Source organism: Acidovorax sp. GW823-FHT05D11, from assembly GCF_058795695.1.
The window spans coordinates 1,465,304-1,489,766 of the sequence record NZ_CM179502.1 but is presented as its reverse complement, the minus strand read 5'-3'; the positions used below and the strand labels follow the sequence as shown (position 1 = coordinate 1,489,766).

23 protein-coding genes are annotated in these 24,463 nt (G+C 68.4%); 15 read left to right on the top strand and 8 right to left on the bottom strand.

Annotated features, from left to right (window positions below):
- Positions 1–9: 9 nt before the first annotated feature.
- Positions 10–1,575 carry a murein biosynthesis integral membrane protein MurJ gene (gene murJ, locus AC3RCE_RS06815; RefSeq protein WP_492254782.1) on the bottom strand — a complete coding sequence of 522 codons (1,566 nt, stop codon included), beginning with the start codon at positions 1,573–1,575 and terminating at the stop codon, positions 10–12.
- 211 nt (positions 1,576–1,786) lie between these two features.
- Here murJ and rpsT point away from each other — a divergent pair, with 211 nt between their 5' ends.
- Both rpsT and AC3RCE_RS06805 read left to right on the top strand, forming a co-directional pair.
- Positions 1,787–2,086, top strand: coding sequence for a 30S ribosomal protein S20 (gene rpsT, locus AC3RCE_RS06810; RefSeq protein WP_218293677.1), 300 nt, complete (start codon positions 1,787–1,789; stop codon positions 2,084–2,086).
- Between the two features lie 188 nt (positions 2,087–2,274).
- Entirely contained in the window at positions 2,275–3,468 is a 1,194-nt protein-coding gene (locus tag AC3RCE_RS06805; protein ID WP_218341860.1) for an AAA family ATPase, read from the top strand.
- A 102-nt stretch (positions 3,469–3,570) separates the two neighbouring features.
- On the opposite strand, the gene AC3RCE_RS06800 is transcribed toward AC3RCE_RS06805, so the two are convergent.
- Positions 3,571–3,903 carry a DUF3579 domain-containing protein gene (locus AC3RCE_RS06800; RefSeq protein WP_492254781.1) on the bottom strand — a complete coding sequence of 111 codons (333 nt, stop codon included), beginning with the start codon at positions 3,901–3,903 and terminating at the stop codon, positions 3,571–3,573.
- A 269-nt stretch (positions 3,904–4,172) separates the two neighbouring features.
- Between AC3RCE_RS06800 and AC3RCE_RS06795 the strand changes: the two genes are divergently transcribed.
- The 3 genes from AC3RCE_RS06795 to AC3RCE_RS06785 are packed head-to-tail and all read left to right on the top strand — an operon-like array spanning position 4,173 to position 7,008.
- A complete protein-coding gene (locus AC3RCE_RS06795; RefSeq protein WP_218293674.1) occupies positions 4,173–5,369 on the top strand; it encodes an aspartate aminotransferase family protein in 1,197 nt (398 codons plus the stop codon).
- A gap of 23 nt (positions 5,370–5,392) precedes the next feature.
- A complete protein-coding gene (argF, locus tag AC3RCE_RS06790) occupies positions 5,393–6,313 on the top strand; it encodes an ornithine carbamoyltransferase (RefSeq protein ID WP_492254780.1) in 921 nt (306 codons plus the stop codon).
- Positions 6,314–6,327: 14 nt separating this feature from the next.
- A complete protein-coding gene (locus tag AC3RCE_RS06785; RefSeq protein WP_492254779.1) occupies positions 6,328–7,008 on the top strand; it encodes an HD domain-containing protein in 681 nt (226 codons plus the stop codon).
- A 59-nt stretch (positions 7,009–7,067) separates the two neighbouring features.
- On the opposite strand, the gene AC3RCE_RS06780 is transcribed toward AC3RCE_RS06785, so the two are convergent.
- The 3 genes from AC3RCE_RS06780 to AC3RCE_RS06770 form a co-directional block, all read right to left on the bottom strand.
- Positions 7,068–7,424: a copper-binding protein gene (locus AC3RCE_RS06780; protein WP_492254778.1), complete on the bottom strand. Its 357-nt coding sequence runs from the start codon at positions 7,422–7,424 to the stop codon at positions 7,068–7,070.
- A gap of 41 nt (positions 7,425–7,465) precedes the next feature.
- Positions 7,466–9,682: a TonB-dependent receptor plug domain-containing protein gene (locus AC3RCE_RS06775; protein ID WP_492254777.1), complete on the bottom strand. Its 2,217-nt coding sequence runs from the start codon at positions 9,680–9,682 to the stop codon at positions 7,466–7,468.
- 135 nt (positions 9,683–9,817) lie between these two features.
- On the bottom strand, positions 9,818–10,855 hold the full coding sequence (locus tag AC3RCE_RS06770; protein WP_492254776.1) for a GNAT family N-acetyltransferase: 1,038 nt from the start codon (positions 10,853–10,855) through the stop codon (positions 9,818–9,820).
- A gap of 141 nt (positions 10,856–10,996) precedes the next feature.
- On the opposite strand from AC3RCE_RS06770, the gene AC3RCE_RS06765 reads away from it, so the two are divergent.
- The 5 genes from AC3RCE_RS06765 (at position 10,997) to kynA (ending at position 16,313) form a co-directional block, all read left to right on the top strand.
- Positions 10,997–11,653 carry a response regulator gene (locus AC3RCE_RS06765; RefSeq protein ID WP_218293668.1) on the top strand — a complete coding sequence of 219 codons (657 nt, stop codon included), beginning with the start codon at positions 10,997–10,999 and terminating at the stop codon, positions 11,651–11,653.
- Positions 11,650–13,080 carry a sensor histidine kinase gene (locus AC3RCE_RS06760; protein ID WP_492245822.1) on the top strand — a complete coding sequence of 477 codons (1,431 nt, stop codon included), beginning with the start codon at positions 11,650–11,652 and terminating at the stop codon, positions 13,078–13,080. The genes AC3RCE_RS06765 and AC3RCE_RS06760 overlap by 4 nt, the downstream gene beginning before the upstream one ends.
- 258 nt (positions 13,081–13,338) lie before the next feature.
- Entirely contained in the window at positions 13,339–13,998 is a 660-nt protein-coding gene (gene kynB, locus AC3RCE_RS06755) for an arylformamidase (RefSeq protein WP_492254775.1), read from the top strand.
- A 92-nt stretch (positions 13,999–14,090) separates the two neighbouring features.
- On the top strand, positions 14,091–15,401 hold the full coding sequence (gene kynU, locus AC3RCE_RS06750; RefSeq protein WP_492254774.1) for a kynureninase: 1,311 nt from the start codon (positions 14,091–14,093) through the stop codon (positions 15,399–15,401).
- 18 nt (positions 15,402–15,419) lie between these two features.
- Positions 15,420–16,313 carry a tryptophan 2,3-dioxygenase gene (gene kynA / locus AC3RCE_RS06745; RefSeq protein WP_218341868.1) on the top strand — a complete coding sequence of 298 codons (894 nt, stop codon included), beginning with the start codon at positions 15,420–15,422 and terminating at the stop codon, positions 16,311–16,313.
- 193 nt (positions 16,314–16,506) lie between these two features.
- Here the strand turns inward: kynA and AC3RCE_RS06740 are convergent, their stop codons facing one another.
- Positions 16,507–18,534: a beta-propeller domain-containing protein gene (locus AC3RCE_RS06740; RefSeq protein ID WP_492254773.1), complete on the bottom strand. Its 2,028-nt coding sequence runs from the start codon at positions 18,532–18,534 to the stop codon at positions 16,507–16,509.
- A 152-nt stretch (positions 18,535–18,686) separates the two neighbouring features.
- On the opposite strand from AC3RCE_RS06740, the gene AC3RCE_RS06735 reads away from it, so the two are divergent.
- Both AC3RCE_RS06735 and AC3RCE_RS06730 read left to right on the top strand, forming a co-directional pair.
- On the top strand, positions 18,687–19,562 hold the full coding sequence (locus tag AC3RCE_RS06735) for a DUF6502 family protein (protein WP_492254772.1): 876 nt from the start codon (positions 18,687–18,689) through the stop codon (positions 19,560–19,562).
- A complete protein-coding gene (locus tag AC3RCE_RS06730; RefSeq protein ID WP_369641783.1) occupies positions 19,546–20,049 on the top strand; it encodes a hypothetical protein in 504 nt (167 codons plus the stop codon). The genes AC3RCE_RS06735 and AC3RCE_RS06730 overlap by 17 nt, the downstream gene beginning before the upstream one ends.
- 345 nt (positions 20,050–20,394) lie before the next feature.
- Here AC3RCE_RS06730 and AC3RCE_RS06725 read toward each other — a convergent pair whose 3' ends face one another.
- Positions 20,395–20,760: an MliC family protein gene (locus AC3RCE_RS06725; protein WP_218293660.1), complete on the bottom strand. Its 366-nt coding sequence runs from the start codon at positions 20,758–20,760 to the stop codon at positions 20,395–20,397.
- A gap of 647 nt (positions 20,761–21,407) precedes the next feature.
- Here AC3RCE_RS06725 and AC3RCE_RS06720 point away from each other — a divergent pair.
- The gene (locus AC3RCE_RS06720) at positions 21,408–22,601 is read left to right on the top strand and encodes an MFS transporter (protein WP_218294418.1); all 1,194 of its coding nucleotides are present in this window, start codon (positions 21,408–21,410) and stop codon (positions 22,599–22,601) included.
- Here the strand turns inward: AC3RCE_RS06720 and AC3RCE_RS06715 are convergent.
- Complete coding sequence (locus AC3RCE_RS06715) at positions 22,567–23,058, bottom strand: hypothetical protein (protein WP_492254771.1); 492 nt, start codon at positions 23,056–23,058, stop codon at positions 22,567–22,569. The genes AC3RCE_RS06720 and AC3RCE_RS06715 overlap by 35 nt on opposite strands.
- 86 nt (positions 23,059–23,144) lie before the next feature.
- Between AC3RCE_RS06715 and AC3RCE_RS06710 the strand changes: the two genes are divergently transcribed.
- Together AC3RCE_RS06710 and AC3RCE_RS06705 are read left to right on the top strand one after the other, a co-directional pair.
- On the top strand, positions 23,145–24,005 hold the full coding sequence (locus AC3RCE_RS06710; RefSeq protein WP_492254770.1) for an ornithine carbamoyltransferase: 861 nt from the start codon (positions 23,145–23,147) through the stop codon (positions 24,003–24,005).
- The gene (locus tag AC3RCE_RS06705) at positions 23,992–24,354 is read left to right on the top strand and encodes a MerR family transcriptional regulator (RefSeq protein WP_218341873.1); all 363 of its coding nucleotides are present in this window, start codon (positions 23,992–23,994) and stop codon (positions 24,352–24,354) included. The genes AC3RCE_RS06710 and AC3RCE_RS06705 overlap by 14 nt, the downstream gene beginning before the upstream one ends.
- Positions 24,355–24,463 lie beyond the last annotated feature (109 nt).

Genomic DNA, 24,463 nt, shown 5'->3' with positions numbered 1-24,463 from the left:
TTGCCGCCGTCAGCGCCGCAGCAGCTGGCGCAGCTTGAGGCCGGCCGCCCACAGCGCGCCGAAGTACAGCACGGCCGCCGCAGCCATGAGCCCGGCCAGCAGCCCTATGCGCCGAAGGGTTTGCCCCTTCATCGTCACCCAGTCGAAGTGCTGCGCGCCCCACGCCAGCAGCAGGGCCAGCAAGGCGCTCGCGGCGATCACCTGCAGGGCGAACTTGCCCCAGCCAGGCAAGGGCCGGTAGCTGCCGCGCCGCAGCAGGCCGATCAGCAGCCAGGCGGCATTGACGAGGGCCCCGATGCCGATGGTCAGCGTCAGGGCGGCGTGCTGCAGGTAGCGCACCAGCACCAGGTTCATCAGCTGCGTCAGCACCAGCACCGCCACCGCAATGAGCATGGGGGTGCGCATGTCGTGCTTGGCATAGAAACCGGGCGCCAGCACCTTGATGGCCACAATGCCCACTAGGCCCACGCCATAACCCGTGAGTGCCAGGGTGGTTTGGCGCACGTCCTGGTCACCAAAGGCCCCATAGTGGTACAGCACCGCCACCAGCGGCTCTGAAAAGACCAGCAAGGCCACCATGCAGGGCACCGACAGCAACACCACCAGGCGCAGCCCCCAGTCAAGCATGGCCGAGTACCTTTCGTCGTCCTGCTTGGCGCGGGCGCTGGCCAGCTGCGGCATCAGCACCACCCCCAGCGCTACGCCCAGCAGCGCGGTCGGCAGCTCCATCAGCCGGTCGGCGTAGGTGATCCAGCTCACGCTGCCGGTGGCCAGGTGCGAAGCGATCTGCGTGTTGATGAGCAGCGAGACCTGCGCCACGCTCACCCCCAGCAGCGCGGGCAGCATCAGGCGGATCACCTTGCGCGTGGTGGGGTCCGACCAGGCGGCCCGGATCGCCGCCCAGCGCACCCCGATGCGCGGCAGCAGCCCCAGGCGCGCCAGCGCGGGCACCTGGATGGCCAGCTGCAGCAGCCCCCCCACCATGACCCCGGCGGCCTGCGCGTAGATGGGCTCGATGCCATGGCGGGCGAACCAGGGCGCCCCCAGGACGATCGAGAGAATGAGCGCGATGTTGAGCAGCACCGGCGACGCCGCGGGCACCGCGAACTTCTTCCAGGTATTGAGAATGCCCCCCGCCAGGGCCACCAGCGACATGAAGCCGATGTAGGGGAACATCCAGCGCGTCATGGTGACGGCGGCGTCAAAACCCTGGGGCGACTGCTGGAGCCCGCTGGCCATGCCCCACACCATCCAGGGGGCGCCCAGCACACCGGCAATACACAGCAGCACCAGCGTCCATGCAAGCAAGGTGCCCACATGGTTGATCAGCGCCCGGGCCCCTTCGTCGCCCTCCTGGGCACGGGTGGCGGACAGCACCGGCACGAACGCCTGGCTGAAGGCCCCTTCGCCGAGGACCCGGCGAAACAGGTTGGGAATGCGGAACGCCACATTGAAGGCGTCCGTCATGGCGCTGACCCCGAAGACCGAGGCCATGAGCAGCTCCCGCACCAGCCCGGTGATGCGGGAGACGAGGGTCAGGAGGGAGACGGTGGAGGCGGCTTTGAACAGTGACACCGCAAGAAGTGTAGCCCCCCTGTGCCGCTGCGCGCCGTCCCCCAGGAGCGTCTCCCAGGGAGGCCGCACCCGGTGGCCTGGCAGAGCCGGTTCCACGGGTGCGCAGGCGATGGCAACGCGCCGGCAGCAGCCGCCGTGACCACGGTAAGTGGCTCTGGGCTATAATCGCGGGCTTTGCTGGCATCATCCTCAGACTCAAGGAATCAAAACCATGGCATCCGCTAAACCCAAGAAGAAGAACCCGCGCCTGGCGTCGGGCCGCAAGCGCGTCCGTCAGGACGTCAAGATCAACGCTGCGAACACCTCGCTGCGCTCCAAATACCGTACCGCTGTCAAGAACGTCGAAAAGGCTGTTCTGGCTGGCGACAAGACCAAGGCGACCGAACTGTTCGCCAAGATGCAGGCCGTGGTCGACACCGTGGCTGACAAGGGCATCTTCCACAAGAACAAGGCTGCTCGCGACAAGAGCCGTCTGTCCGCCAAGGTGAAAGCCCTGGCCCTGGCCGCCTGACCCACTTCAGGCAAACAGCCCGAACGGCATCCGCCGTTCGCCGTTTGTAACGGGTGCGCTGCCAGCAAAACGAACAAACCGCCTTCGGGCGGTTTTTTCGTTTCTGGATGCAAATGGCGCGCCCCGTCTCTTTACGATAAATTATTGAAGAACCATAATTATTGGAATTTCATAAAAACCAATAAACCATGACCTTCCGGCGAACCGCCCTCGCGCAGGAGATGGCCACGCAGTTGCTGCGGCCCTCGTTTCTCGACACGTCGCTGCGCTCGGGCCTGTTCCTGGCGGGGCAGCGGCGCGTGGGCAAGACCACCTTCCTGGCCACCGACCTGATCCCCGCGCTGGAGGCCCTGGGCGCCATCGTGGTCTATGTGGACCTGTGGAGCCAGCCCCAGGCCAACCCGGCCGACCTGGTGCACGAGGCGATCCGCAAGGCCTTGAAGGAGCTCCAGACGCCGGGCTCGGCCATCCTCAGGCGGCTCAAGGATGTCTCCAGCGTCGATGCCGGCGCGGCGGGGTTCAAGTTCGGGTTCAAGCTCTCCGATGTGGGCAAGGAAAAAGGTGTGAGCCTGGCCCAGGCGTTCAAGGAACTGATCGACCAGGCCCGCACGGACGTGGTGCTCATCATCGACGAGGTCCAGCACGCCCTGGGCAGCGCCGACGGCGACAACATGCTGCACGCGCTCAAAGCCGCGCGCGACGCCATCAACACCCGCCCCGGCACGCCCGGCTATTTCCTGTTCCTGGGCACCGGCTCCCACCGCGCGCGGGTGCAGGAGCTCACGCTCAAGGGCAACCAGGCGTTCAACGGCGCGGTGACCAACGAGTTTCCGGTGCTGGGCCGGGACTTCATCGACTACGTGCTGGAGCAGGTCCGCCCCCAGCTCGGGCCCATGCTCCCGGCCCCGGACGTCGCGGAGGCGGCCTTCAAAAGCATGGGGAGCCGGCCCGAGGAGCTGATGAAGGCCCTGAACATCCTGCGCAGCCTGCCGCCGGACGCGCGGCCCGACGAACATCTGCCGACCATCGCCCAATCGCTGGGCGCGGCCGCGGCCGACGTCGAACTGCAGAAGGTGGAAGCCATGGGCCCTCTGGCCGAAGCCGTGTTCTCGCGCATCTGCAGCATCGGTGGCGACGTCAAGGGCGTGTTCACCGCCGACGCCCTCAAGGCCTACGCAGCGCAGATTGGCCGCGAGGCCACGGCCCAGGAGGTGCAGGGCGTGATCGGGATGATGACCTCGGCCAACCTGCTCATGCGCGTCCGGCACGGGCACTACGGGGTGACGGACCCGTTCGTGGAGAAGGCCTGGATGGCCAGGCTGCGGTCGGACCAGCTCCTGCGCGCCAGCCCCGCACCGGATCCTGACCACGGTGCAGCGTGATCGCAAAACACTGAACGGCGGTGGGACCGGGGCCCCGGAAGTGGCCGGCCACGCCACGAAAGACGCTCCGCACCCGCCCGCGCCGGCGCACCGGGGGAAAGGTCAAGGCCTGGCGGAAGGCGCCGGGAGCGGGTCTGGCAACAGGCAGGCTTCGGCCACCTGCAGATTGTTGTCCCGTGCGAAGTTGATGACGAAGTCCCAGGCCATGGGTTCGTGGTCGCGCAGGTCGCGGTGCACCACCACGCACTTCACCCCGTTGAGCGTGGTCGGAATGCACCAGGGCGAGTAACTCAGATGGCTGCCGGGCCGCGCTCCGCCCGGGCGAAAACTGCTCATCACCCCGGCCAGCCGCTCGGCCCAATCACTGGGGCGAAAGGTCTTCCCGTCATGGGTAATGCCCTGGATGAAGACTTCTTTGGAGGTGGGGGAAACCATCGGGATTGGAGTGGTAGTGGGGCGCGGCCAAGGCAGGATCACTGCATGCTGCACCGCAACGCGCATTCTAACTCTTATATAAGAGCTGGGACCCTAATCCACATGCTGGACTCCGGATCAGGCCCCGAAACAGCGTGGGCCGCGCCGCATTGCAGTAATGCGCAATCGTCAACAGCCGTTCATCGTGCTCCCCCTAGAATCGTGCTTCGCTTTCTCGGGCTTCGATCCCTCAAGGGCAGCCCATCACCGTACCGTCAGGAGATTTCTGCATGACCGCCACCACCCCGGCAGCTTCGCCCCACGTGATGAACACCTATGGCCGCGTACCCATCGCGCTGGCCCGTGGCCAGGGCAGCCGAGTCTGGGACGTGAACGGCAAGGAATACCTGGACGGCCTGGGCGGCATCGCCGTGAACACCCTGGGCCACAACCACGCCAAGCTCGTGCCCGCGCTGCAGGACCAGATCACCAAGCTGATCCACACCTCCAACTACTACCACGTGCCGCTGCAGGAACAGCTCGCGGCCAAGCTGGTGGAGCTGTCGGGCATGCAGAACGTGTTCTTCTGCAACTCGGGCCTGGAAGCCAATGAGGCGGCCCTGAAGATCGCCCGCAAGTTCGGCGTGGACAAGGGCATCGCCAAGCCCGAGATCGTGGTGTACGAGAAGGCCTTCCACGGCCGCTCCATCGCCACCATGTCGGCCACGGGCAACCCCAAGATCTACAGCGGCTTCGGCCCGCTGGTGGAAGGCTTCATCCGCGTGCCGCTGAACGACATCGAAGCCATCAGGAAGGCCACCGAAGGCAACCCCAACGTGGTGGCCGTGTTCTTCGAGACCATCCAGGGCGAAGGCGGCATCAACCCGATGCGCATCGAATACCTGCAGCAGCTGCGCAAGCTGTGCGACGAGCGTGGCTGGCTCATGATGATCGACGAAGTGCAGTGCGGCATGGGCCGCACCGGCAAGTGGTTCGCCCACCAATGGGCGGGCATCGTGCCCGACGTGATGCCCCTGGCCAAGGGCCTGGGCTCGGGCGTGCCGATCGGCGCGGTGGTGGCCGGCCCCAAGGCCGCCAACGTGCTGCAGCCCGGCAACCACGGCACCACCTTCGGCGGCAACCCGCTGGCGATGCGCGCCGGGGTCGAGACCATCCGCATCATGGAAGAGGACGGCCTGCTGCACAACGCCGTCACCGTGGGCGACCACCTGCGCGCGGCGCTGCAGCGCGAGCTGGGCAGCCTGCCCGGCGTGAAGGAGATTCGCGGCCAGGGCCTGATGCTGGGCATCGAGCTTGCCAAGCCCTGCGGCGCGCTGATTGGCCGCGCGGCCGAGGCGGGCCTGCTGCTGTCGGTCACGGCCGACAGCGTGATCCGCCTGGTGCCGCCGCTGATCCTCACCACCGCCGAGGCCGACGAGATCGTCGCCAAGCTGACCCCGCTGGTCAAGGCCATCCTGGCCGAATAGGCCCGCCGCGATACATTGCATCCATGAAACATTACCTGCAGTTCAACGACCTCACCGCCGACGAATACGCCTACCTGTTCGAGCGCGCCGCGCTCATCAAGAAGAAATTCAAGGCCTACGAAAAGCACCACCCGCTGGTGGACCGCACGCTGGCCATGATCTTCGAGAAGGCCAGCACGCGCACGCGCGTGAGTTTTGAAGCCGGCATGTACCAGTTGGGCGGCTCCGTGGTGCACCTGACCACGGGCGACAGCCAGCTGGGCCGCGCCGAGCCCATCGAGGACAGCGCCAAGGTCATCAGCCGCATGGTCGACCTAGTGATGATCCGCACCTACGAGCAGGCCAAGATCGAGCGCTTTGCCGCCAATTCGCGCGTGCCGGTCATCAACGGCCTGACCAACGAATACCACCCCTGCCAGATCCTGGCCGACATCTTCACCTTCATCGAGCACCGCGGCGCCATCAAGGGCAAGACCGTGGCCTGGGTGGGTGATGGCAACAACATGGCCAACACCTGGCTGCAGGCGGCGTCGCTGCTGGGCTTCAAGGTGCACGTGAGCACGCCGCGCGGCTACGAAGTGGATGAGAAACTGGCCGCTGGCGCAGGCGGAATCAGCGCTGGCAGCTATCAATTCTTTAGCAACCCGCTGGAAGCCTGCCAAGGCGCCGACCTGGTGACCACCGACGTGTGGACCAGCATGGGCTACGAGGCCGAGAACGAAGAGCGCAAGAAAGCCTTCGCCGACTGGTGCGTGGACGCCGAAATGATGGCCGCCGCCAAGCCGGACGCCCTGTTCATGCACTGCCTGCCCGCCCACCGGGGCGAAGAAGTCGAAGCGGACGTGATCGACGGGCCGCAGTCCGTGGTGTGGGACGAGGCAGAAAACAGGATGCACGTGCAAAAGGCACTCATGGAGTACCTTTTGCTCGGCCGCGTGGCCTGATCCACTTCTCCACCATGCCCTGGCGCCGCCAGCCCGTCCATGGCGCCGAACTGCAGGCGCACTGGAACGCGCTGGGCCAGTCGCTGGGTCGCGACACCCCCGCCTGGCGCGCCAAGGGCCGGCGCCTCATCCTGGGCTGGGCCCACTGGCCCCGCGCGTACCACGACACCACCCATCTGTGGGCCTGCCTGCGGCACCTGCAAACGGTGCAGGATCAGCAGCCCGGTGCCCTGCAAGACCCCCATGCCACCGCCCTCGCCCTGTGGTTCCATGACGCGATCTATTGGCCGTGGAGCAAGCACAACGAGGAGCGCAGTGCCGACGAGGCCATGCGCTTCCTGCGCAGCCAGAACCTGCCCGAGCCCATGGTCCTGCGCGTGCACCAGCACATCCTCGACACCCGCCACAACCCCGGCGCGCTGGCCGGTGATGCGCAATGGGTTGTCGACATCGACCTGGCCATCCTCGGCCAGAGCGATGCGGTGTACCGCCAGTTCGAGCGCAACGTGCGGCGTGAGTACTTCTTCGTGCGCTGGCCTCGGTATGCAGCGGGGCGCAGCGCGGTGCTGCAGGGGTTTCTGGAGCGGCCGCGCATTTACGGCACCGAATGGTTCCAGACACGCTATGAGGTGCAGGCCCGCAGCAACCTGGCCCATGCGCTGCACGCCTTGAAGGACGGCCGTCTGTACGTCTGAGGGGTGCAGCGACGGCACAGACCTCGCACCCGCCACCCCCCACATTCACGCTCCGCGCGTTAGTCGCAGGGCTGAAAGCGCTTGCACTCCGGGGTCAACTGGATTGAGGTCAGGGTGTTCTCGCCGTCCATGTGGCGCGCCGTGAACTTGACCCATGAGCCCTCCGGGATGCCCGTCAGCAGCGCCCGATCGTTCACCTTGAACCTCTGCGTCGTGAAAGGGAGCTTCGAGCTTGGCAGCAGCTTCAGGCGCACATACAGCCGATTCCCATCCTCTTTCTGGACCGAAACCAGGCGTGCCCGGGTGAACACCGGTTCAGCGGGAGCGCTTGTTCCGGATGCTGTTGCAGGTGCCATCGGGGTTGCGCCCGCCGGCAAAACCAAAGAGGCCAGCGAGGACCATGCGATGAAGACCACGCACCGAGCCCGTGAGCCCCAGCCCAGGCGTCCTGCCGCCTTCAAAACTGCGTCCCCACCGTGAGGTACGCGCGCGGCGTCCACTGCATGCTGCTGGTGCTCACGACCGGTACCACGCCCGACGCGTCGACGCGATCCCTGCGGAAATGGGCATCACCCACGTTGTAGACCCCCAATCGCCAGTAACCCAGCCCGCGTACCAGCTGACCCACATACAGATCCAGCATGGCGCTTGCGCGATTCTTCCCGGTCAACGTCCCGTTGATGTCCTGGTCGGCCGGCCCCGTCATCGACAGCGTGGCTCCGCCATACCAGCCGCCATTGCGCGGCATGGGTTTTGCCGCTGTCAGCGTGGCCACATAGCGTGCCTGCCCCGGAATGCGCCGTCCTTCGTTGGGCCCGCTGGTCATGCGTGACTGCAGCGCACTGGCATTGGCCGACAGCGTCCATTCGCTCCCCAGGCCCACCCAGCCCAACCCCGTGCGGGCATCGGCCTCCAGGCCCCACACGATGGCGTCTCCCACATTCCCACGTTGCTCCACCCAGCGTGCGCCGATCAACTGCAGTGTGGGAGCAAGAACGTCGCTCATCCGGCGCACGAACAGGTTCACGCCCGCGTGGCCAGTGGCAAGACGCCGCTCAAAACCGGTGTCCAGTGTCCAGGCCACCTGGGGACGCAAGTTCGGATTGCCAATGGTGTCAGGATTGTTCAGGCTGTTGCTGCCCTGACTGGGGATGGCGCGGTCCACCAGATCCCACACGCGCGGCAACTGGGTGACGCGCGCGAGATTCACGCGCCACTGCAGGTCCTCGGACAAGGGCGTGCGTGTATGCAGTGATGGCTGCAGAATGCTCCACTGCTTGCTGCCCGTCACTGCAGAGCTTCCACCGCTCAGCTCCACGCGCTCGCCGCGCAGGCCCAGCGTGAGCGTGGTGGTCGCGGGCAGCTCCCATTCGTTCTGCCCCCAGACCACCCACCGGCGAATGCCGGCATCCAGACCCGAGTTCACCGGCAGGTCGCCACTCGCCGTCGTGTTGACAAAAAGTTTGCGGTCTTCCAGCTGCGCCCCGGCGCTCCACAGCAGTGCGTCGGCCGTACCCGTGAGCTTGGTGCTGAGGTTCCAGACGTCTTCACGCCGGTCGTCCACAAAGCTATAGCTGTCCGTGACTGCAGCACCGCCAACGCCGATGTTGCGCAGCAAGTCGCCCCTGCGGTCCACGGTGTCGCTGGCACGGCTCGCTGACAACGTCGTTTCGAGCTTGCTGGCCGCAAAGCGGTGCGTCCAGTCGGCTGCGGCCTGCAGATAGCGCCGGTCGTAGTTGTGCGCTTCATGCGAACGCGCCGCATACGTACCATCGCCGCTGCCCACGCTGTCCGCGGTACCGCCAAAATCGGCCTTGCTGAGCGTGGCACGCAGCGTCAGCTGATCCGCAGCACCGATCTTTCCGCTGACACGCGGCACCAGTGCGTAGTCGGTGCGCTTGTAGCGGGCACTGGTATCGGACTGTGCGACCTCCGCACCGCCGACCTGCGTGCTGCGGTGGGTGTCCGAGCCCAGCAACAAACCCGTCGCAGAGGCCGCGACGAAATAGGACCACGGCTCCCTGTTCTCCGCCTCGAGCACCTCCTCGGCGCCATCGGAGCCTTGGGCGCCCTTGGCAGGCTTCACAGCGCCGCCCAAAGGCCCCGTGCGCGAAAAGAATGCCTGGCCCGCATTGCGTCCCCACACGTGGTTGTCGGTGAGGCGCAGCACCGTCTCGCGCTTCACAGTGGCCTGTCGCAACACGATGTTGAGCGTGCCGCCCGTGGCGCCCGAAAACTCTGCGCTGGGCGCGCGCACCACCTCAATGCGTTCGATCAGTTCGGGCGGCAGCTGGTCAATGGGCAGCTGCGTGCGCTTGCCACCCACGCGCTGGCCGTCGATCAGCAACTGCGTGGCGCCGCGCTCCATGCCGCGCATGCGGATCTCGACGCTGCCATCGGCAGATGGCACTACCTGCACACCCGGCAACTGGCGCAGCACGTCGGCCACCGAGAACGCACCCATTTGCTCAATGTCGGCGCGGTCCACCACGACCAGCGAACCGGCGGCAAAAAAACGCTGCTCCAGCGAGCGGCGCGCGGTCACCGTGACGCCATCGAGCTGCGGCGTTGATGCCCCGGCCCCCGTTCCATCGGGCGACCCTTGGGCCCATGCGGCGCCACCTGCCAGGCACGCCGCCCAGACAACGACGCGGTGGGTATGTTTTTTTCTCATAGACATCCTCTCTGCCAAGGATTGTCCGGGGACAAGGCTTAAGCGCAGCCTAAGACCAGCACGTTCTGCCCCATGGCGTCGCGGAACTGCTGTATCCCTGCGACAGGCAAATTGCGGCGCCAGCGCACGTTGCGCCTATACCTCGGGTACCACTAGCGGTTTTCGGTAGATCGTGTGGCGCTTGACCGTGTGGAACCCGCAGTCCTCATACACCCGGTTGGCGCCCGTCAGGTTTTCGCCGTCCACCACCAACGCCGACTCCGACATGCCCTCCTGCGCCAGCAGGCGCAGGCTGCGGGCAATCAGCGCTCTGGCAAGGCCACGGCCACGCCAGCGGCGACCCACACTGATGAACTCGGTGTAGCCCCGTCGCCTGGACAGATGGCGGTTTTCGTCCTCGTTGATGTACGTGCGGACCTGGCCTGTGACCTCATCGCCGTCCCATGCCACCTGCCAGCGTGCGGGCCGGAAAACTCTGCTGCCCAGCCACGCGTCGTAGTCCTGAGGCGTGGGCGGCGCCGTCCCCCAATGGTCCTCAAACGCGGTGTGGTGCGCATCCCAGATGGTGAGGTAGTGCTCGGGCAACACGGGCCGCAGTTCCAGCCCTTCGGGCATGGGAAAGTCGGGCACAGCATGCAGCTGCGTCTGCAGCATTTCGAAGAAATACCGCATAGGCGCATAGCCGCTGGCCTGCAGCAGCCTGGCGCGCGCATCTTCACCTTGTTGCACATACGCATGGTGCACATGCGGGCCGCCCGGCTGCTGCGCTGCCACGGTGTGGTGCCGCTGCTCGATCCAGCCCTGCAGCAGACGGCCAATGCCGCGTCCGCGCCAACGCCCTGGCACAAAGCCAATTTGCGAGTGAAGCGTCAACCCGTCGGCCTGCGTGAACCGCCAGCAACGGCCATAGCCCACCAGTTCACCGTCCAGCTCGGCCATCACCGCGTCCTGATACGGATCGCACTGGGTGAACGCGGCGTAATCGCGCGCCAGATCTTCGGGTGCACGCCGTGCGAGCACCCCGTCGGCATCAAAGCTGGCGTTGGCTACCTCGGCCATGCCCGGGAAGTCCGATGGGCCGCGAAGGGGCCGCAGCACCAGCCGTGAAGGTGCCGATAGCCCCATCATCGATTTGTCCTCACCCACAAGGGCATCCTCCCCAGCTTCTTTCATTCATTCTTCTCTCTCAAACGTCGGTGAGCAAGCCATGTTGCGCTGCGCGCGCTGCCATTGTGCAAACCGCTGCCTTAACGTCAGCCAAAGGCGGACCTTCTGGCTCCGCCCAGCAGGCACGGCACCCGCCACAATCTCGCCATGCACATCCTGCTCATCGAAGACGACCTCGACCTGGGCCGCGCGCTGCAGTCCGCGCTCAAGGTCGAGGGCCTGACCAGCGAATGGCTGCGCCGCGCCGTGGATGCGCCGGCCACGGTGGACGCAAACACCATCGACTGCGTGCTGCTGGACCTGACCCTGCCCGACGGCAGCGGGTTCGACCTGCTCGCCCGCTGGCGCGCGCAGGGCCAGCAGGTGCCCATCATCGTGATCACCGCGCGCTCGGCGGTCGAGGACCGGCTGGCGGGGCTGGACGGCGGCGCGGACGACTTCGTGATCAAGCCCTTCGCCACGGCCGAGCTGATGTCGCGCATCCGTGCGGTGCTGCGCCGCAGCGCGCGGCAGGCCAGCGAGCGCTGGGTGCTGGGCGAGCTGGTGGTCGAGCCCCGGCGCCATCAGGCGCGGCGCGGCGGCGAGCCGCTGGATCTGTCGCCGCGCGAGTTCCAGCTGCTGCTGGAGCTGGCGCGCGAGCCCGGCGCCGTGGTGCCCAAGGGCGTGCTCGCCCAGCGGCTGGACCCGCTGGGCGAGCCGGTGGATTTCGGCGCCATCGAAGTGCACGTGTCCAACCTGCGCCGCAAGATCGGGCCGGAGCTGATCCGCACCGTGCGCGGGGTGGGCTATCTGCTGCAGGCATGACCCGCCCCATCTCCCTTCCCCGCAAGCTGCACACCGCCTGGACCAGGCTGGCGGAGCCCACGCTGGTGCGCCGCAGCGTGATCTCGGTCATGGTGGCCTTCGTCCTGGTGTGGGTTGTCCTGCTCGGCTACAACTACGTCAACTACAAGCAGGCCATCACCTATGACCCGGGCCTGCAGAAGTATGGCGACGCGGTGCTGGACTCGCTGGCTCACCTCACGGATCGTTCGCAAGCCTCCGCCGCTCTGGCCTCGACCGACCACTGGACCAACATCCGCCGCCGCCAGATCGGCCTGCTGCCCGGCACATTGCTGCATGAACTGAAAGACGCCGCCACCGGCCAGCCGGTATTCGCATCGCCCGGACTGCAACCACTGACGCCGCCGCCCGCCACGCCAGAAGCGGTGGGCGTGATCACGGAGGCCCGTCTGGGCGGCACCGTCTACCGCATCTACACGGGCCACAACGCGCGCTGGGCCTTGCGGGTGATCGAGCCCAAACGCACGGACTCCAACTTCCTGCAGTACAACGGTCGTGCGCTGGTGCCCTACCTGCTGCTGGCCTCGCCCTTCGTGCTGCTGCCCGTCTGGCTGTCGGTGCGCAATGGCCTGCGCCCCCTGCAGCAACTCGCCCGGCGCATCGCACAGCGCAACACCGACGACCTGAAGCCCGTGGGCTTCAACGCGCGGCACCGCGAGCTCAAGCCGCTGGAACAGTCGCTGGACCACCTCTTCGCCCAGCTGCGCCAGAAGGTCGAGCGCGAGCGGGCCTTCGTGCAGGATGCCGCGCACGAGATCCGCACGCCGCTGGCCGTGATCACGGCGCAGGCCCATGTGATGGCGCGCTCGCAGAGCGAGGACGAACGCACGCAGGCCCAGGCGCACCTGGAGCAGGCCATTGCCCGCACCTCGCACCTGGCGCAGCAGCTGCTGGACCTGGCCGCGCTCGACGAGGCGCAGCGCCCCGCACCGCGCGACCTGGACGTGGCGCAGTGGCTGCGCGCCGCGCTCGCACAGGCCGCGCCGCAGGCGATGGCGCGGCAGATCGAGCTGTCGCTGGACGCGCCCGACAGCCTGCCCGCGCGGCTCGACCTGCCCGCCTTCGAATCCATCGCGCACAACCTCATCGACAACGCCGTGCGCTATGCCGAGTCGGGCGGCAGCGTGTCGCTCACCCTGCGCGAGGAAGCCGGCGAACTCCACCTGGCGGTGCAGGACGACGGGCCGGGCATTCCCGCCGCCGAGCGCAGCCGGGTGTTCGAGCGTTTCTACCGGGGCCTGGGGCATGCCGCCAACGGCTCGGGGCTGGGCCTGGCCATCGTGCGGCAGGCCGTGCTGCGCATGGGTGGGCAGGTGCGGCTGGGGGACGGCCTGAATGGCCGGGGCGTGGGCTTTTTCGTCGGCATTCCCCTCCCGCGCGCTGCCTGACAGGCCCTTCCTGGGCCGCCCCGCCAGGCGCATCCGGCCGCCTGCGGCATCTGCGCAGGGCGCCCGTCCCCCTGCCGGGGGGTTCCAGGCCAGAGACCGCGCCAGCCACCGGGCGCGCACGCGGCACGGGCTGCCGCCGCTGGGGGCAGGGCCGATCTTCCAGGCCTGCCACGCAGATCGTTTAGGCTTCAACAAAATGCGAAAGGTGTTGGAAATAACCGACACCATGGTTTTTGCGGGACATGCAAACTTTGTCCCATGCCAACCAGCCCCTCTTCTTCCACGGCCCGCAGGCTCTGGGACATTTCGCCGCCCGTGCATGCGGGCAGCCCCGTGTTTCCCGGCGACACGGCCTACAGCCAGCAGTGGTGCGCCACGATCGGGCCCGGCTGCCCGGTGAACGTGAGCGCCATCACGCTGTCGCCCCACGTGGGAGCGCATGCCGATGCGCCCCTGCACTACGACGAGCATGGCGCCAGCATCGGCGACGTGCCGCTCGACGCCTTCCTGGGCCCCTGCCGCGTGATCCACGCCATCGCGCGCGGGCCGCTCATCACCTGGGACCACATCGCGCACGCGGTGGACGCCACCCTGCCCCAGCGCGTGCTGGTGCGCACCTACGAACACATGCCGGTGGACCGCTGGGATGGCGCGCTGGCGGCCTACGCCCCCGGCACCATCGAGCGGCTGGCCGACCTGGGCGTGCTGCTGGTGGGCATCGACACCGCCAGCATCGACCCGGCGGACAGCAAGACGCTCGACAGCCACCAGGTCATTCGCCACCGCGGCCTGCGCGTGCTCGAAAACCTGGTGCTCGACGAGGTGCCCGAGGGCGACTACGAGCTCATCGCCCTGCCGCTCAGGCTCGCCACCGCCGACGCATCGCCGGTGCGCGCCGTGCTGCGGCGGCTGGCCTGAACCATCGCATTTTCAAGCCTTTTTGGCCACCACCGCTTGATGGGCAAGCGCCAATAGCTATCAAAACAGAAGCAAACCATCCACCTGCCACCATGACCCTCACCGCACAAGACTGCCGCGCACTCGATGCGCAAGACCCCCTCGCCCCGCTGCGCGGGCACTTCACCCTGCCCCCGGGCGTGGTCTACCTGGACGGCAACTCGCTGGGCGTGGCCCCCAAGGCCGCGGCCGCCCGCGTGGCCGATGTGGTGACGCGCGAGTGGGGAACGGACCTCATCAAATCCTGGAACACCGCCAGCTGGTTCGACCTGCCTCAGCGCCTGGGCAACCAGCTGGCCCCGCTGATCGGCGCGGGCCCGAACGAAGTGGTGTGCACCGACAGCACCTCGATCAACCTGTACAAGGTGCTGAGCGCGGCGCTGAACATCGCCCGCGAGGACGGCCCGGCGCGCAAGCGCGTCGTGAGCGAGCGCAGCAACTTCCCCACCGACCTGTACATCGCCGAGGGCCTGTGCAAGGAGCGCGGTCTGGAGCTGGTGCTGGTGGAGCCCGAGGAGATCGCCGCCGCGCTGGCCCCCGACGTGGCCGTGCTGATGCTCACCCACGTGAACTACCGCACCGGCGCCATGCACGACATGGCCGCCATCACGGCCGCAGCGCATGCCCAGGGCATCCTGTGCGTGTGGGACCTGGCGCACAGCGCGGGCGCGGTGCCGGTCGACCTGCATGGCGCGGGCGCCGACTTCTCCATCGGCTGCGGCTACAAGTACCTGAATGGCGGCCCCGGCGCACCGGCGTTTGTGTGGGTGCACCCGCGCCACGCCAATCGCTTCTGGCAACCGCTGTCGGGCTGGTGGGGCCACGCGGCTCCGTTTGCCTTCACGCCCGACTACCAGCCTGCGGCCGGCATCACGCGCTACCTGTGCGGCACGCAGCCCATCATCAGCCTGTCGGCGCTGCAGTGCGGGCTGGACGTGTTCACGGCCGCGCAGGCGCTGGGCGGCATGGCCGCGCTGCGCACCAAGTCGCTGGCACTCACCGACCTGTTCATACAGCTCGTGGAAGAACGCTGCGCGGGCCACGGCCTGGGCCTGGCCACGCCGCGCGACCATGCCCGGCGCGGCTCGCAGGTGTGCCTGACGCGCGACGAGGGCGCGGGCGTCAACGGCCAGGGCAGCGGCGCCTATGCCATCGTGCAGGCGCTGATCGCGCGCGGCGTGATCGGCGACTTCCGCAAGGGGGACGGCGGCCAGGGCCCGCACAAGGACATCCTGCGCTTTGGCTTCACGCCGCTGTACCTGGGCTTTGAAGACGTGTGGAATGCCGTGGAGCACCTGCGCCAGGTGCTGGAGAGCGGCGACTGGCAAAAGCCCGAGTTCAACCAGACGCACGCCGTGACCTGACCGGGAAGGAGATTGACCATGTGCCCCTTCTCGCAAACCCCGTCGCAAGGCGCTGCCGGCGCAGCGTCCGCCACGCCCCTGCCCGAGTCCATCGTGCACGAGGAACGCGCCCAGCTCGACTTCAGCCAGTCGATGAGCTACGGCGACTACCTGCAGCTCGACGCCATCCTCACCGCGCAAAAGCCGCTCTCGCCCGCGCACGACGAGATGCTGTTCATCGTGCAGCACCAGACCAGCGAGCTGTGGATGAAGCTCATGCTGCACGAGCTGCGCGCGGCCATAACGCACATCGCCAACGACGAGTTGCAGATGGCCTTCAAGATGCTGGCGCGCGTCTCCAAGATCATGGAGCAGCTGGTGCACGCCTGGGACGTGCTGGCCACCATGACGCCGCCCGAATACACCGCCATGCGCCCGTACCTGGGCCAGTCCAGCGGCTTTCAGAGCTACCAGTACCGCAGCATCGAGTTCGCCCTGGGCAACAAGAACCGCGCCATGCTCAAGCCCCACGAGCACCGTGCCGACCTGCTGGCCCAGGTGCAGGCCGCGTACGAGGCGCCCTCGCTGTACGACGAAGCCCTGCGCCTGCTGGCGCGCCGCGGCATCCCCGTGCCCGCCAGCCACCTGGAGCGCGACTGGACCCAGCCCTACGCGGAAAGCGACGGCGTGGAGCAGGCCTGGCTGGTGGTGTACCGCAACCCCAAGGAGCACTGGGACCTGTACCAGCTGGGCGAGGAACTCACCGACCTGGAAGACGCATTCCGCCTGTGGCGCTTCCGGCACGTGACCACCGTGGAGCGCGTGATCGGCTTCAAGCGCGGCACGGGCGGCACCGGCGGCGTGAGCTACCTGCGCAAGATGCTGGACGTGGTGCTGTTCCCCGAGATCTGGAAGCTGCGCACGGACCTCTGAGCAGCGGGGCACGGGCCTGCCAGCACGCAAAAAAGAAGCCTGCCGCCCCCTGGCGGACAGGCCTTCGAGATGCCGGCAGCGCTTTCCACACAAGCGCTGGCAGCTATTATTTTTGTAGTTTTTTCTCCCTTGAGCACGCGTCCCCGTCCAGCCCGCCACTGGCCGCGCCGGGACGTTCATCCTGGCGCCGCCTTCAGTCCCCCACCTTGGTGAACACCTGCCCGCCCGAGAGCTGGTAGGCGGCGTTGTCCACCTGCAGGCTGCGCTCGCTGGTGATGTCGAAACGCTGGTGGAGCTCGGGCGTGTCGCCGTTCAGGATAGGCGTGGAGACGGCCATGGAGCGCAGCGCCAGCGTGCCGGCGCTGGTGTTCACTTCCAGCCGTGCGGCCCCCTGGTAGCCCCGCAGCGCAGGCGACGTGCCGGCGGCCGTCGGGGCCTGGTAGACCCGGGCGGGAAACGCCAGGCGCACCCGGGTGTCCAGGGCCTGCACGTCGAGCACGGGGCGCGTGCTGTCGAGCGTGGTGATGCTGCCACGGCCACCCAGCTTCCCGGCCGCCAGCCGCCGGCCCTGCGCCGGGTTGCGCACGTCAAACAGCGCAAGCTGGATGCCCTCGGCCGTGCCGCCGAGCGTGCTGTCCTTGCCCACGCCCAGCAGCAGCCCGCCGGGCAGCGGGACCAGGTGGTCCGCATGGCCGCCAGCCGCCAGCTCGCCCGCCACCGTGGGGTTCGCCGGGCTGGCCAGGTCGAGCACCCACACGGGCTCGGCCGCGGCGAAGGTGGTGGCATAGGCCCGTGGGCCCGCGAAGAACACGGTGTCCACCTGCTGGTCGCCGCGTGCCGTGCGCGGCTTGAGGGCCAGCTTGGCCTGCACGCTCAGGCGGCTGTCGCTGCCGCTGTCGCGCAGCACCGTCAGCAGCGCGGGCGAGGCCTGCTGCGCCTGGATGGTCACCGGCGGCATGCCGCTTTGGCCCGCCGCGCCCGTGAAGGTCAGCACGCGCAGGTCGTTCTGGTGCTCGTTCAGGCGCGACGGCATGCGGCGCAGGTCCCAGCCCAGGTGGCCGTCCACGCTGCCCGATGCGTCGTAGTCCACCTGCGCGCCCCGGAAGGTGAACTTGTGGATGTCGGTGCGACTGCCCGCCGGGAACACGGTGTTGATCACGTCGCCGCCATAGCGGTACTGGCGCGAGCTGGCCACGTACACGCTGCGCGCGCCCAGGTGCACCGCCTCGCTGCCCCCCGCGAAGCACCGGCTCGTGCGCGCCAGGTTCGATGACGCCAGGTCGATGGCCGTGATGGAAGTGAGCTGCAGCGACAGCGAGGCATTGCCCGTCTGCACCAGGCAGTCGGCTTCGTTCACCAGCGGCTGGGGCTGGCCGCCGTCCACGCGCAGGGTCGGAATCAGCGCGGCGGTGTTCAGGTCCTTGAGCGCGGCCTCCACGGCCGATGCCGAAGCCCCGGCAGGCACGTTGAAGCGCAGAAGGTCGGGCGACCAGGTGGTGACCAGGTACAGCGTGTTGCCAATCAGGCGGCTGCCCACCAGCAGCCCGTCGATGCGCATCTGCTTGAGCTGCATCGGGGCCGCGTCCTTGCCGACCGAGAACAGGTCCAGCGACAGCATGCGGCTGTATTCGGGCATCACGGTGATGCCCGCGTCCGCCGCCACGATGGGCTGCCGGTCGGCATACGGGTCCTGCTGGGACAACACGGCGGCACGCGTGCCGCCGCCCGCCACGTACAGGCCATGGGGGATGAACTTCGCGTCCAGCGTGACGCGGCCCACGTTGCTCAGGCTGCCATCGGCCGCGCGGGCCAGGGCCGAGAAACGCGGAGGTTCGCGGCCCGCGTCCGTGGCGTAGGCCCGGTGCAGGCCGTAGAGCATGCCGCCCTCGGCCTTGATGAGGCCGTCTTCCTCCACCGCAGGCCCGGCCAGCGGCACGCCCGTGTTGGCGACCACGCTGCCCGCGGCGCTCAGCGCTCCCACGGTGGGCACGGTGATGGCCGTGCCGCTGTAGCCCAGCGCGGCCCGCTGGGAGATCTTGGCCTTGAAGTACGCCACCAGATCGCCAGAGCGCGTGACCTGCAGCCGCGCCTCGTTGGGCGTGAGCGGCCCGCCGCCATCCCCGCTGCCCCCGCCGCACCCGGACACGAATGCGGCCGTTGCCACGGCCAGCCAGGCGGGCGGCACGCCCGCGACCTTCTTCATCAACCCTCGGTATGCCATTCGATTTTTCTCCCTGTGGATGGATCTGGGCCCCGGGCGCCTTCGCCACCGGCCTCGACTTGTATAAGTGGGATAATATCCCACAAAATTTCCACCGGTCAACCGTATGACAATGGCCCCCCGCCCCTGACACGCCCCGCGCCCACACCCGCATGCCTTCCCGCTCCGCCATCGTCCTGGCTTCCGCCCTGCATGTGCTGCGCCCTCTGGCGCGGTTGCTGCTGCGCAATGGCGTGGCCTACCCGGCCTTCGCGGCGGCCATGAAGAAGGTGTTCCTGGAGGCCGCCCAGGACGAACTGCAGGGCACGGGCAAGAAGGCCACCGACAGCGCCCTGAGCCTGATGTCCGGCGTGCACCGGCGCGACGTGCGCAACCTGGGCCGCCTGGCCGAGCCCGCCGCCGAGGACGGGCCCGCCGAGACCCCCCTCAGCATGGCCAGCCAGGTCGCGGCGCGCTGGCTGAGCCAGGCCGATTGCCTGGACGACGAAGGCCAGCCCCGCGCGCTGCCCCGCAGCAGCAGCAGCAGCAGCAGCAGCAGCAGCAGCAGCAGCAGCAGCAGCAATGGCGATGCGCCCCACTTCGATGCGCTGGTGGCCGGCATCAGCAGCGACGTGCGGCCCCGTGCCGTGCTCGACGAGCTGGTGCGGCTGGGCATGGCCGAGGAAAGCGGGGATGGGCAGGTCCGGCTGCTGGCGGCAGGCTTCGTGCCGCGCCAGGGCTTCGCGGAAATGGCGCGGCTGATGCAGGACAACCTGCACGACCACCTGGCCGCCGCCAGCCTGAACCTGCAGGGCGGGCACAACTACCTGGAGCAGGCCGTCTTCGTGGACCAGCTCAGCGAGGAGTCCGCCCAGCGCCTGCATGCGGTGGCGGCCAGGGCATGGCGCCAGGCGTTCAAGACGGTGATGACCGAGGCCCAGGCCCGCTACGACCACGACCAGCACAACACCCCGCCCGGCGAGCGCAACCGGCGCGCCCGCTTTGGCAGCTACTTCTATGCCGCAGACAAAGATGAACGTCCTTCCTGAACGCCTGGCCCGCGGGGCCAGACTGCTCACACTGGCCACCTTGCTGGCCCTGGCCGCCTGCGGCCCCGGCACGGGCGGAACCGGCACGGGGCCCATCAGCGGGGTGCTCAACTTCTCGGGCTCGGGTTTCTCGGCGGGCGTGCCCTGTCCCACCTGCGGCCAGGTCAATCTGCGGCTGGAGGATGAGCTGGTCGAGCTGACCGTCACCTGCCGGCGCTTCATCCACACCGGCCCCTGGGAGATCGACGCCCAGGGCCTGGCCGTGCTGGAAGGCACCCTGGAGACCACGGGTTTCGACAATGGCCTGGCGCTGACGGGCACCGTGCCCGCGGTCCTGCGGCTGCAGTTCAGCGAAACGCGGGCTGACAACAGCCGGGAGGTGGCCGCCACGGTGCGCGACGCCCATGGCAACCACCTGGTGGAGCCGCTGACGCTGGAGCAGCGCCCGGCCGCCGCCTCACCCGAGGCGTGCACCGCCGGCAGCTAGGGGCCGGGCGGGCGGCGGGGGGCGGTGCGGATGGCGGCACAGGCCGGGCGAACGGCCGGCGCAGCCCGCCTTCCGTCATCACATCCGCCCGCACGCACGCGCGCCGGATAGTTGGACTTCGGCCGCAGCCACGCGAAGTACGGGGTTCAAGGGAAGGGGATTGCCCGGGCCGCACGGAGCCTGGCGCGCGGGGCACCTGCCCGCGGCGTCGCACAGGCCCTGGGCACGAACATGGAGCGGGCGCCACGCAGCACACCGCAGGGATGGCCGGCGTGCGCCATGCCATCGGCCCCGCGGCCCCGCCTGAAGGAGAAGGCGAGGAAAAAAGCGGGGCGGAAAGGAAGGCTACCGGGCGCTGCCGGCCACCATCATGGGGCGGCTGCTGCGGCACCAGATCGGTGCCAGGTGGCCGATCTGGATGGTCAGCTCGTTGCCCTTGCCCAGCACGGTCGTCGGGCCATTGCTGTAGGCGTACCCCGTCTCGGCCACCTGCTTGGGCAGATCGACCGTCCAGCCACTGCGCAGCAGCACACCCATGCCCTGTTCGGGATAGAACTGCATCTCCACCTTTTCGCCGTTGCCGCACGCGAACTGCATGCTGCTGCGGTCCACCGGCTCACTGAAAGCCTGCAGGGCGGGCGGCTGGCTGGCACAGCCCGTCAGCATCAGGGTCGCCAGCGCGCCTGAACTCAGCAAAACCATCTTCTTCATCGGTCACTCCTGACGTCGCGGTGCACATTGCAGCCCACCCGACAACTTCCAACGTCCAACGGCTCGAGGCCCCCTGGCCCCATAAGCACGAACCTTGCCACTACCACCCACTGCCTGCGCCATCCTGCTTGCGAGAGACCGAAACCAGCGACTTCAGAACCATGACCCACACCGGCGCAAGGCATGCCCACAAGAGTGCCTCAGGCCCCCTGGCCCGTCATTGGGGTGATCCCCACATCGAGAGCCTCCTCTAAAGTCTGTCCCGCCCCTGTGGCGCCCTCGTGACGGACCCCAAAGCCCCTTCGCGGGGTGCCATTGAAGCCATGCAGCGGCGCAATGCGCTGCGCTGCGCCCGATTGAGAGCACATTTCGCCAAAGATGCGGGGTGGCCGACACGCCGCGCCGGCCGCCGGCAGGGGATCGGGACATACCCTAGGCGCCCCTTCGCGCGGCGCCCTCGCAGCCGCCCGGCTTGTCCGCCAGCGACAGCCAGGGCGCCGCCGTGCAGTTACCCTCGGTGGGCAGCGCGCCCTTTGCCTGGTTGAACCGCAGTCCGGGGCGCCGCGCACTACAGGAGATCCATCACCGTGCAGGCGCCCCCTTCCCCCACGCCCTCCCCGCTTCTGGCGCCCCGCGCTGCCTGGGCCATGCTGCTCGCGCTGGTCTCCGGCTTCGCGCTGAGCCAGGCGTTTCGCACCATCACCGCCATCATGGCCACCGGGCTGCGCGCGGAGTTCGGCCTCTCGGCCGAGGCACTGGGGGTCTTCGCGGGGGCGTTTGCCTTCGCCTTCGGCACCATGCAGCTCTTCATGGGCATCGGCATCGACCTGTACGGCGTGCGGCGCACGCTGCTGGTGGCGTTTCCGCTCGCCATCGCGGGCTCGCTGCTCTCGGCGCTGGCCCCGAGCTACGGCGGCGTGTTGCTGGGCCAGGTGCTCATCGGCGTGGGCTGCGCGCCCGCGTTTCTGGTCTGCACGGTGTTCATCGCGCGCTACTTCCCCGCCAGCCGCTTCGCGATGGTGTCGGGCGTGGCCATGGGCGTGGGCGGGCTGGGCATGCTGTTCACGGGCACGCCGCTGGCCTGGCTGGTGCAGCAGTCGTCCTGGCGCATGGGCTTCGCCGTGCTGGCGGGCCTGGCCGCGCTGGCCTGGCTGCTGATCTTCTGGAGAGTGCATGAACCCACCCACCCCGTTCACGCCGCGCAGGCCCCGCAGCCGCGCGAGTCGGTGGGTGATGCGGTGCGCGGCTTCGGCGCCCTGTTCCTGCTGCCGCACACGGCCGGGATCATGCTGCTGGCGCTGATGACGTATGCGTCGTTCCTCACGCTGCGCGGGCTGTGGCTGGGGCCGCTGTTGATCGAGCGGCACGGCTATTCGCTGGTGGCCAGCGGCAACGTGGCCATGCTGTCGTCGCTGGTGTCGCTGTTCACCCCGGCCTATTTCGGCCGGCTGGACCCGGGCCCCGCGCGGCGCAGGCGCTGGCTGGCGGGCTTTACCGTGCTGCTCGCCGGGCTGTTCGCCGCCATCGGCTTCCTGCACGCCGAGTGGCTGGACGTGGGCGGCTCCATCGCCGTGGGCCTGCTGTCGGGCTACATGGTGCTGCAGTACGCAGACGTGCGCTCGTCCTACCCGGCGGCCATGACGGGGCGTGCCATGGCGGTGTTCACCATGGCGCTGTTCCTGGGCGTGGCGCTGATGCAGTGGGTGACGGGCCTGGCCGCCTCGCAGGCGGCCGCGCGGGGCGCGGACCCGTACGTGGCCGTGATGCTCACCATCGCCGGCATGCTGGCCGCGGGCGTGCTCGCCTTCAGGTTGCTGCCCGCACCGGCCCCCGCGCATTGACGCGGCCGCGGCCGGGCGGGCAGGCCGCCAGGCCCGCGCCCGCCACGCGCCACCACTGCAGCACGCCGAACAGCAGCTCGAACGCGGTGAAGCCCAGCACGATGGCGCTGGCCCCATGGGCCACGGCATAGATCTGCCATGCCGCGAACAGGAAACGGGCCACGCCATCGAGCCGCCCCAGCAGCAGCGAAGGCGCCGCGATGCGCGCAGCCGACCACACGACCACCACCGACCCCAGGAGGTTGGCCAGCAGCATGTGGGTGGTATCAAGCGGGTGCAGCGTGCCTGGCAAGGCCAGCGCCTGGGCGACAAGCCCCAGCTGCGCGTAGAGCCAGGCAAAGGTCCAGGGCAGCGCGAACGGCCAGGTCACGAGCAGGTCGTACCAGCCGCTGGCACGCACGACGCGCAGGTAGCGGGATTCGGAAAAGGCTGGGAACGTGGCAGCGAAAGTGGCCATGGCGGTGCGGTCATCGAAGTGAAAGAGGCCCCGAGCTTCAGGCCTGAAGTACGCTTCAGGGTCAAGCACTTTTTTGGGGCATCCGCATGGACCTTCTTCAGCTGGCCGACCTGCAGCCTGCCGACATACGCCAGATCTGGGCGCTCGCGGGCGGCGCGCCGGGCCCCGCGTTGGCGGGCACCGTGGCGTGGTCGTTCGAGGGCAACGGCATCCGCACGCGCACCACGTTCATCCAGGCGTTCCGGCAGCTGGGCCTGGCGTTCACCGAGCTTCCCCATCTGCTCAAGACCGGGGAGCGGCCCGAGGACCTGGCCGGCTACCTGGACCCGTTCTACGCGCTGTACGTGGTGCGCGAGTCCGACCACCCCCGGCTCTCGGCCTTCGCGGCGGCGTCGCGCCGGCCCGTGATCAATGCGATGTCGGCCCAGGGCCACCCCTGCGAGGTGCTGACCGACGCGTACTACGTCGACAGCCGGATCAAGCCGCTGCGGGAAGCACGCGTGTGCCTGTGGGGGCCCAGCACCAACGTGTTCCGCTCATGGCACGAACTGGCACGGGTGATGGGGTTCGGGCTGGTGCAGGTGTGCGACCGGCGCTTTCACGAGGCGCTGCCGAACGTGCAATTCGTGGAGCCGTCCGCGCTGCCGGACGCGGTGGATGTGGTGGTCACCGACAGCTGGCCCGCCAGCGCCGAGGCCGGCGCCACCACGCAGGCCGACCTGGCGCCGTTGACCGAAGAGCATCTGGCCGCGATGGGCCACCCCGCCCTGCTGCCCACGCCGCCTTTCACCCTGGGCCGCGAGCTGGCGGTGGACCCGCTGGCCTACCCCGGCTTCGTGGGCTACGCACAAAAGGAACTGCTGCTGCCGGTACAGGCTGCCATCCTGCGCTGGGTGCTGGCATCGGAAAAAAAGGCCGGCACCGGGGACGCCCATGCGGATCGGTGAGCTCGCCGCCGCCTCGGGACTGAGCCGCGAGGCGCTGCGCTTTTATGAGCAGCAAGGGCTGATCCGCTCGCGCAGGCTGGCCAACGGCTACCGCGACTACCCACCCGAAGCGGTGATGCTGGTGCAGTACATCCGCATGGCGCAGCAGCTGGGCTTCACGCTGGCGGAGATTGGCGACCGGCTGCCCGGCATCTGGGACACGCCCGACCCCGCGCCCGCGCTGGCGCAGGTGCTGGCCACCAAACTGCAGGAGATCGACACGCGCATCGCCGCGCTGCAGGCGTTGCGCCAGACGCTGGCCGAACGCGTGGCCACCGACTGCCCGCTGCGCGCGGCGCAGGCTGGCTGAGGCCCGCTCCGCTTCAGAACTTTCAGCAAAAAAAGGCTCTTGCGCTTGTCCATAAAGCGCTGCAAGCTATTGATTTGATAGCATCAAGGCAGTGATTGCAGTGGCGCCA

Excerpts from the sequence above, each read along its gene's own strand:
- AC3RCE_RS06710 (WP_492254770.1), top strand. The coding sequence starts at position 23,145 with ATGGACCTTCTTCAGCTGGCCGACCTGCAGCCTGCCGACATACGCCAG.
- AC3RCE_RS06730 (WP_369641783.1), top strand. The coding sequence starts at position 19,546 with ATGAACGTCCTTCCTGAACGCCTGGCCCGCGGGGCCAGACTGCTCACA.
- AC3RCE_RS06760 (WP_492245822.1), top strand. The coding sequence starts at position 11,650 with ATGACCCGCCCCATCTCCCTTCCCCGCAAGCTGCACACCGCCTGGACC.
- rpsT (WP_218293677.1), top strand. The coding sequence starts at position 1,787 with ATGGCATCCGCTAAACCCAAGAAGAAGAACCCGCGCCTGGCGTCGGGC.
- AC3RCE_RS06800 (WP_492254781.1), bottom strand. The coding sequence starts at position 3,903 with ATGGTTTCCCCCACCTCCAAAGAAGTCTTCATCCAGGGCATTACCCAT.
- kynB (WP_492254775.1), top strand. The coding sequence starts at position 13,339 with ATGCCAACCAGCCCCTCTTCTTCCACGGCCCGCAGGCTCTGGGACATT.
- kynA (WP_218341868.1), top strand. The coding sequence starts at position 15,420 with ATGTGCCCCTTCTCGCAAACCCCGTCGCAAGGCGCTGCCGGCGCAGCG.
- argF (WP_492254780.1), top strand. The coding sequence starts at position 5,393 with ATGAAACATTACCTGCAGTTCAACGACCTCACCGCCGACGAATACGCC.
- AC3RCE_RS06775 (WP_492254777.1), bottom strand. The coding sequence starts at position 9,682 with ATGAGAAAAAAACATACCCACCGCGTCGTTGTCTGGGCGGCGTGCCTG.
- AC3RCE_RS06735 (WP_492254772.1), top strand. The coding sequence starts at position 18,687 with ATGCCTTCCCGCTCCGCCATCGTCCTGGCTTCCGCCCTGCATGTGCTG.
- AC3RCE_RS06785 (WP_492254779.1), top strand. The coding sequence starts at position 6,328 with ATGCCCTGGCGCCGCCAGCCCGTCCATGGCGCCGAACTGCAGGCGCAC.
- AC3RCE_RS06765 (WP_218293668.1), top strand. The coding sequence starts at position 10,997 with ATGCACATCCTGCTCATCGAAGACGACCTCGACCTGGGCCGCGCGCTG.
- AC3RCE_RS06705 (WP_218341873.1), top strand. The coding sequence starts at position 23,992 with ATGCGGATCGGTGAGCTCGCCGCCGCCTCGGGACTGAGCCGCGAGGCG.
- AC3RCE_RS06795 (WP_218293674.1), top strand. The coding sequence starts at position 4,173 with ATGACCGCCACCACCCCGGCAGCTTCGCCCCACGTGATGAACACCTAT.
- kynU (WP_492254774.1), top strand. The coding sequence starts at position 14,091 with ATGACCCTCACCGCACAAGACTGCCGCGCACTCGATGCGCAAGACCCC.
- AC3RCE_RS06805 (WP_218341860.1), top strand. The coding sequence starts at position 2,275 with ATGACCTTCCGGCGAACCGCCCTCGCGCAGGAGATGGCCACGCAGTTG.
- AC3RCE_RS06720 (WP_218294418.1), top strand. The coding sequence starts at position 21,408 with ATGCTGCTCGCGCTGGTCTCCGGCTTCGCGCTGAGCCAGGCGTTTCGC.
- AC3RCE_RS06725 (WP_218293660.1), bottom strand. The coding sequence starts at position 20,760 with ATGAAGAAGATGGTTTTGCTGAGTTCAGGCGCGCTGGCGACCCTGATG.
- AC3RCE_RS06740 (WP_492254773.1), bottom strand. The coding sequence starts at position 18,534 with ATGGCATACCGAGGGTTGATGAAGAAGGTCGCGGGCGTGCCGCCCGCC.
- AC3RCE_RS06715 (WP_492254771.1), bottom strand. The coding sequence starts at position 23,058 with ATGGCCACTTTCGCTGCCACGTTCCCAGCCTTTTCCGAATCCCGCTAC.
- AC3RCE_RS06770 (WP_492254776.1), bottom strand. The coding sequence starts at position 10,855 with ATGAAAGAAGCTGGGGAGGATGCCCTTGTGGGTGAGGACAAATCGATG.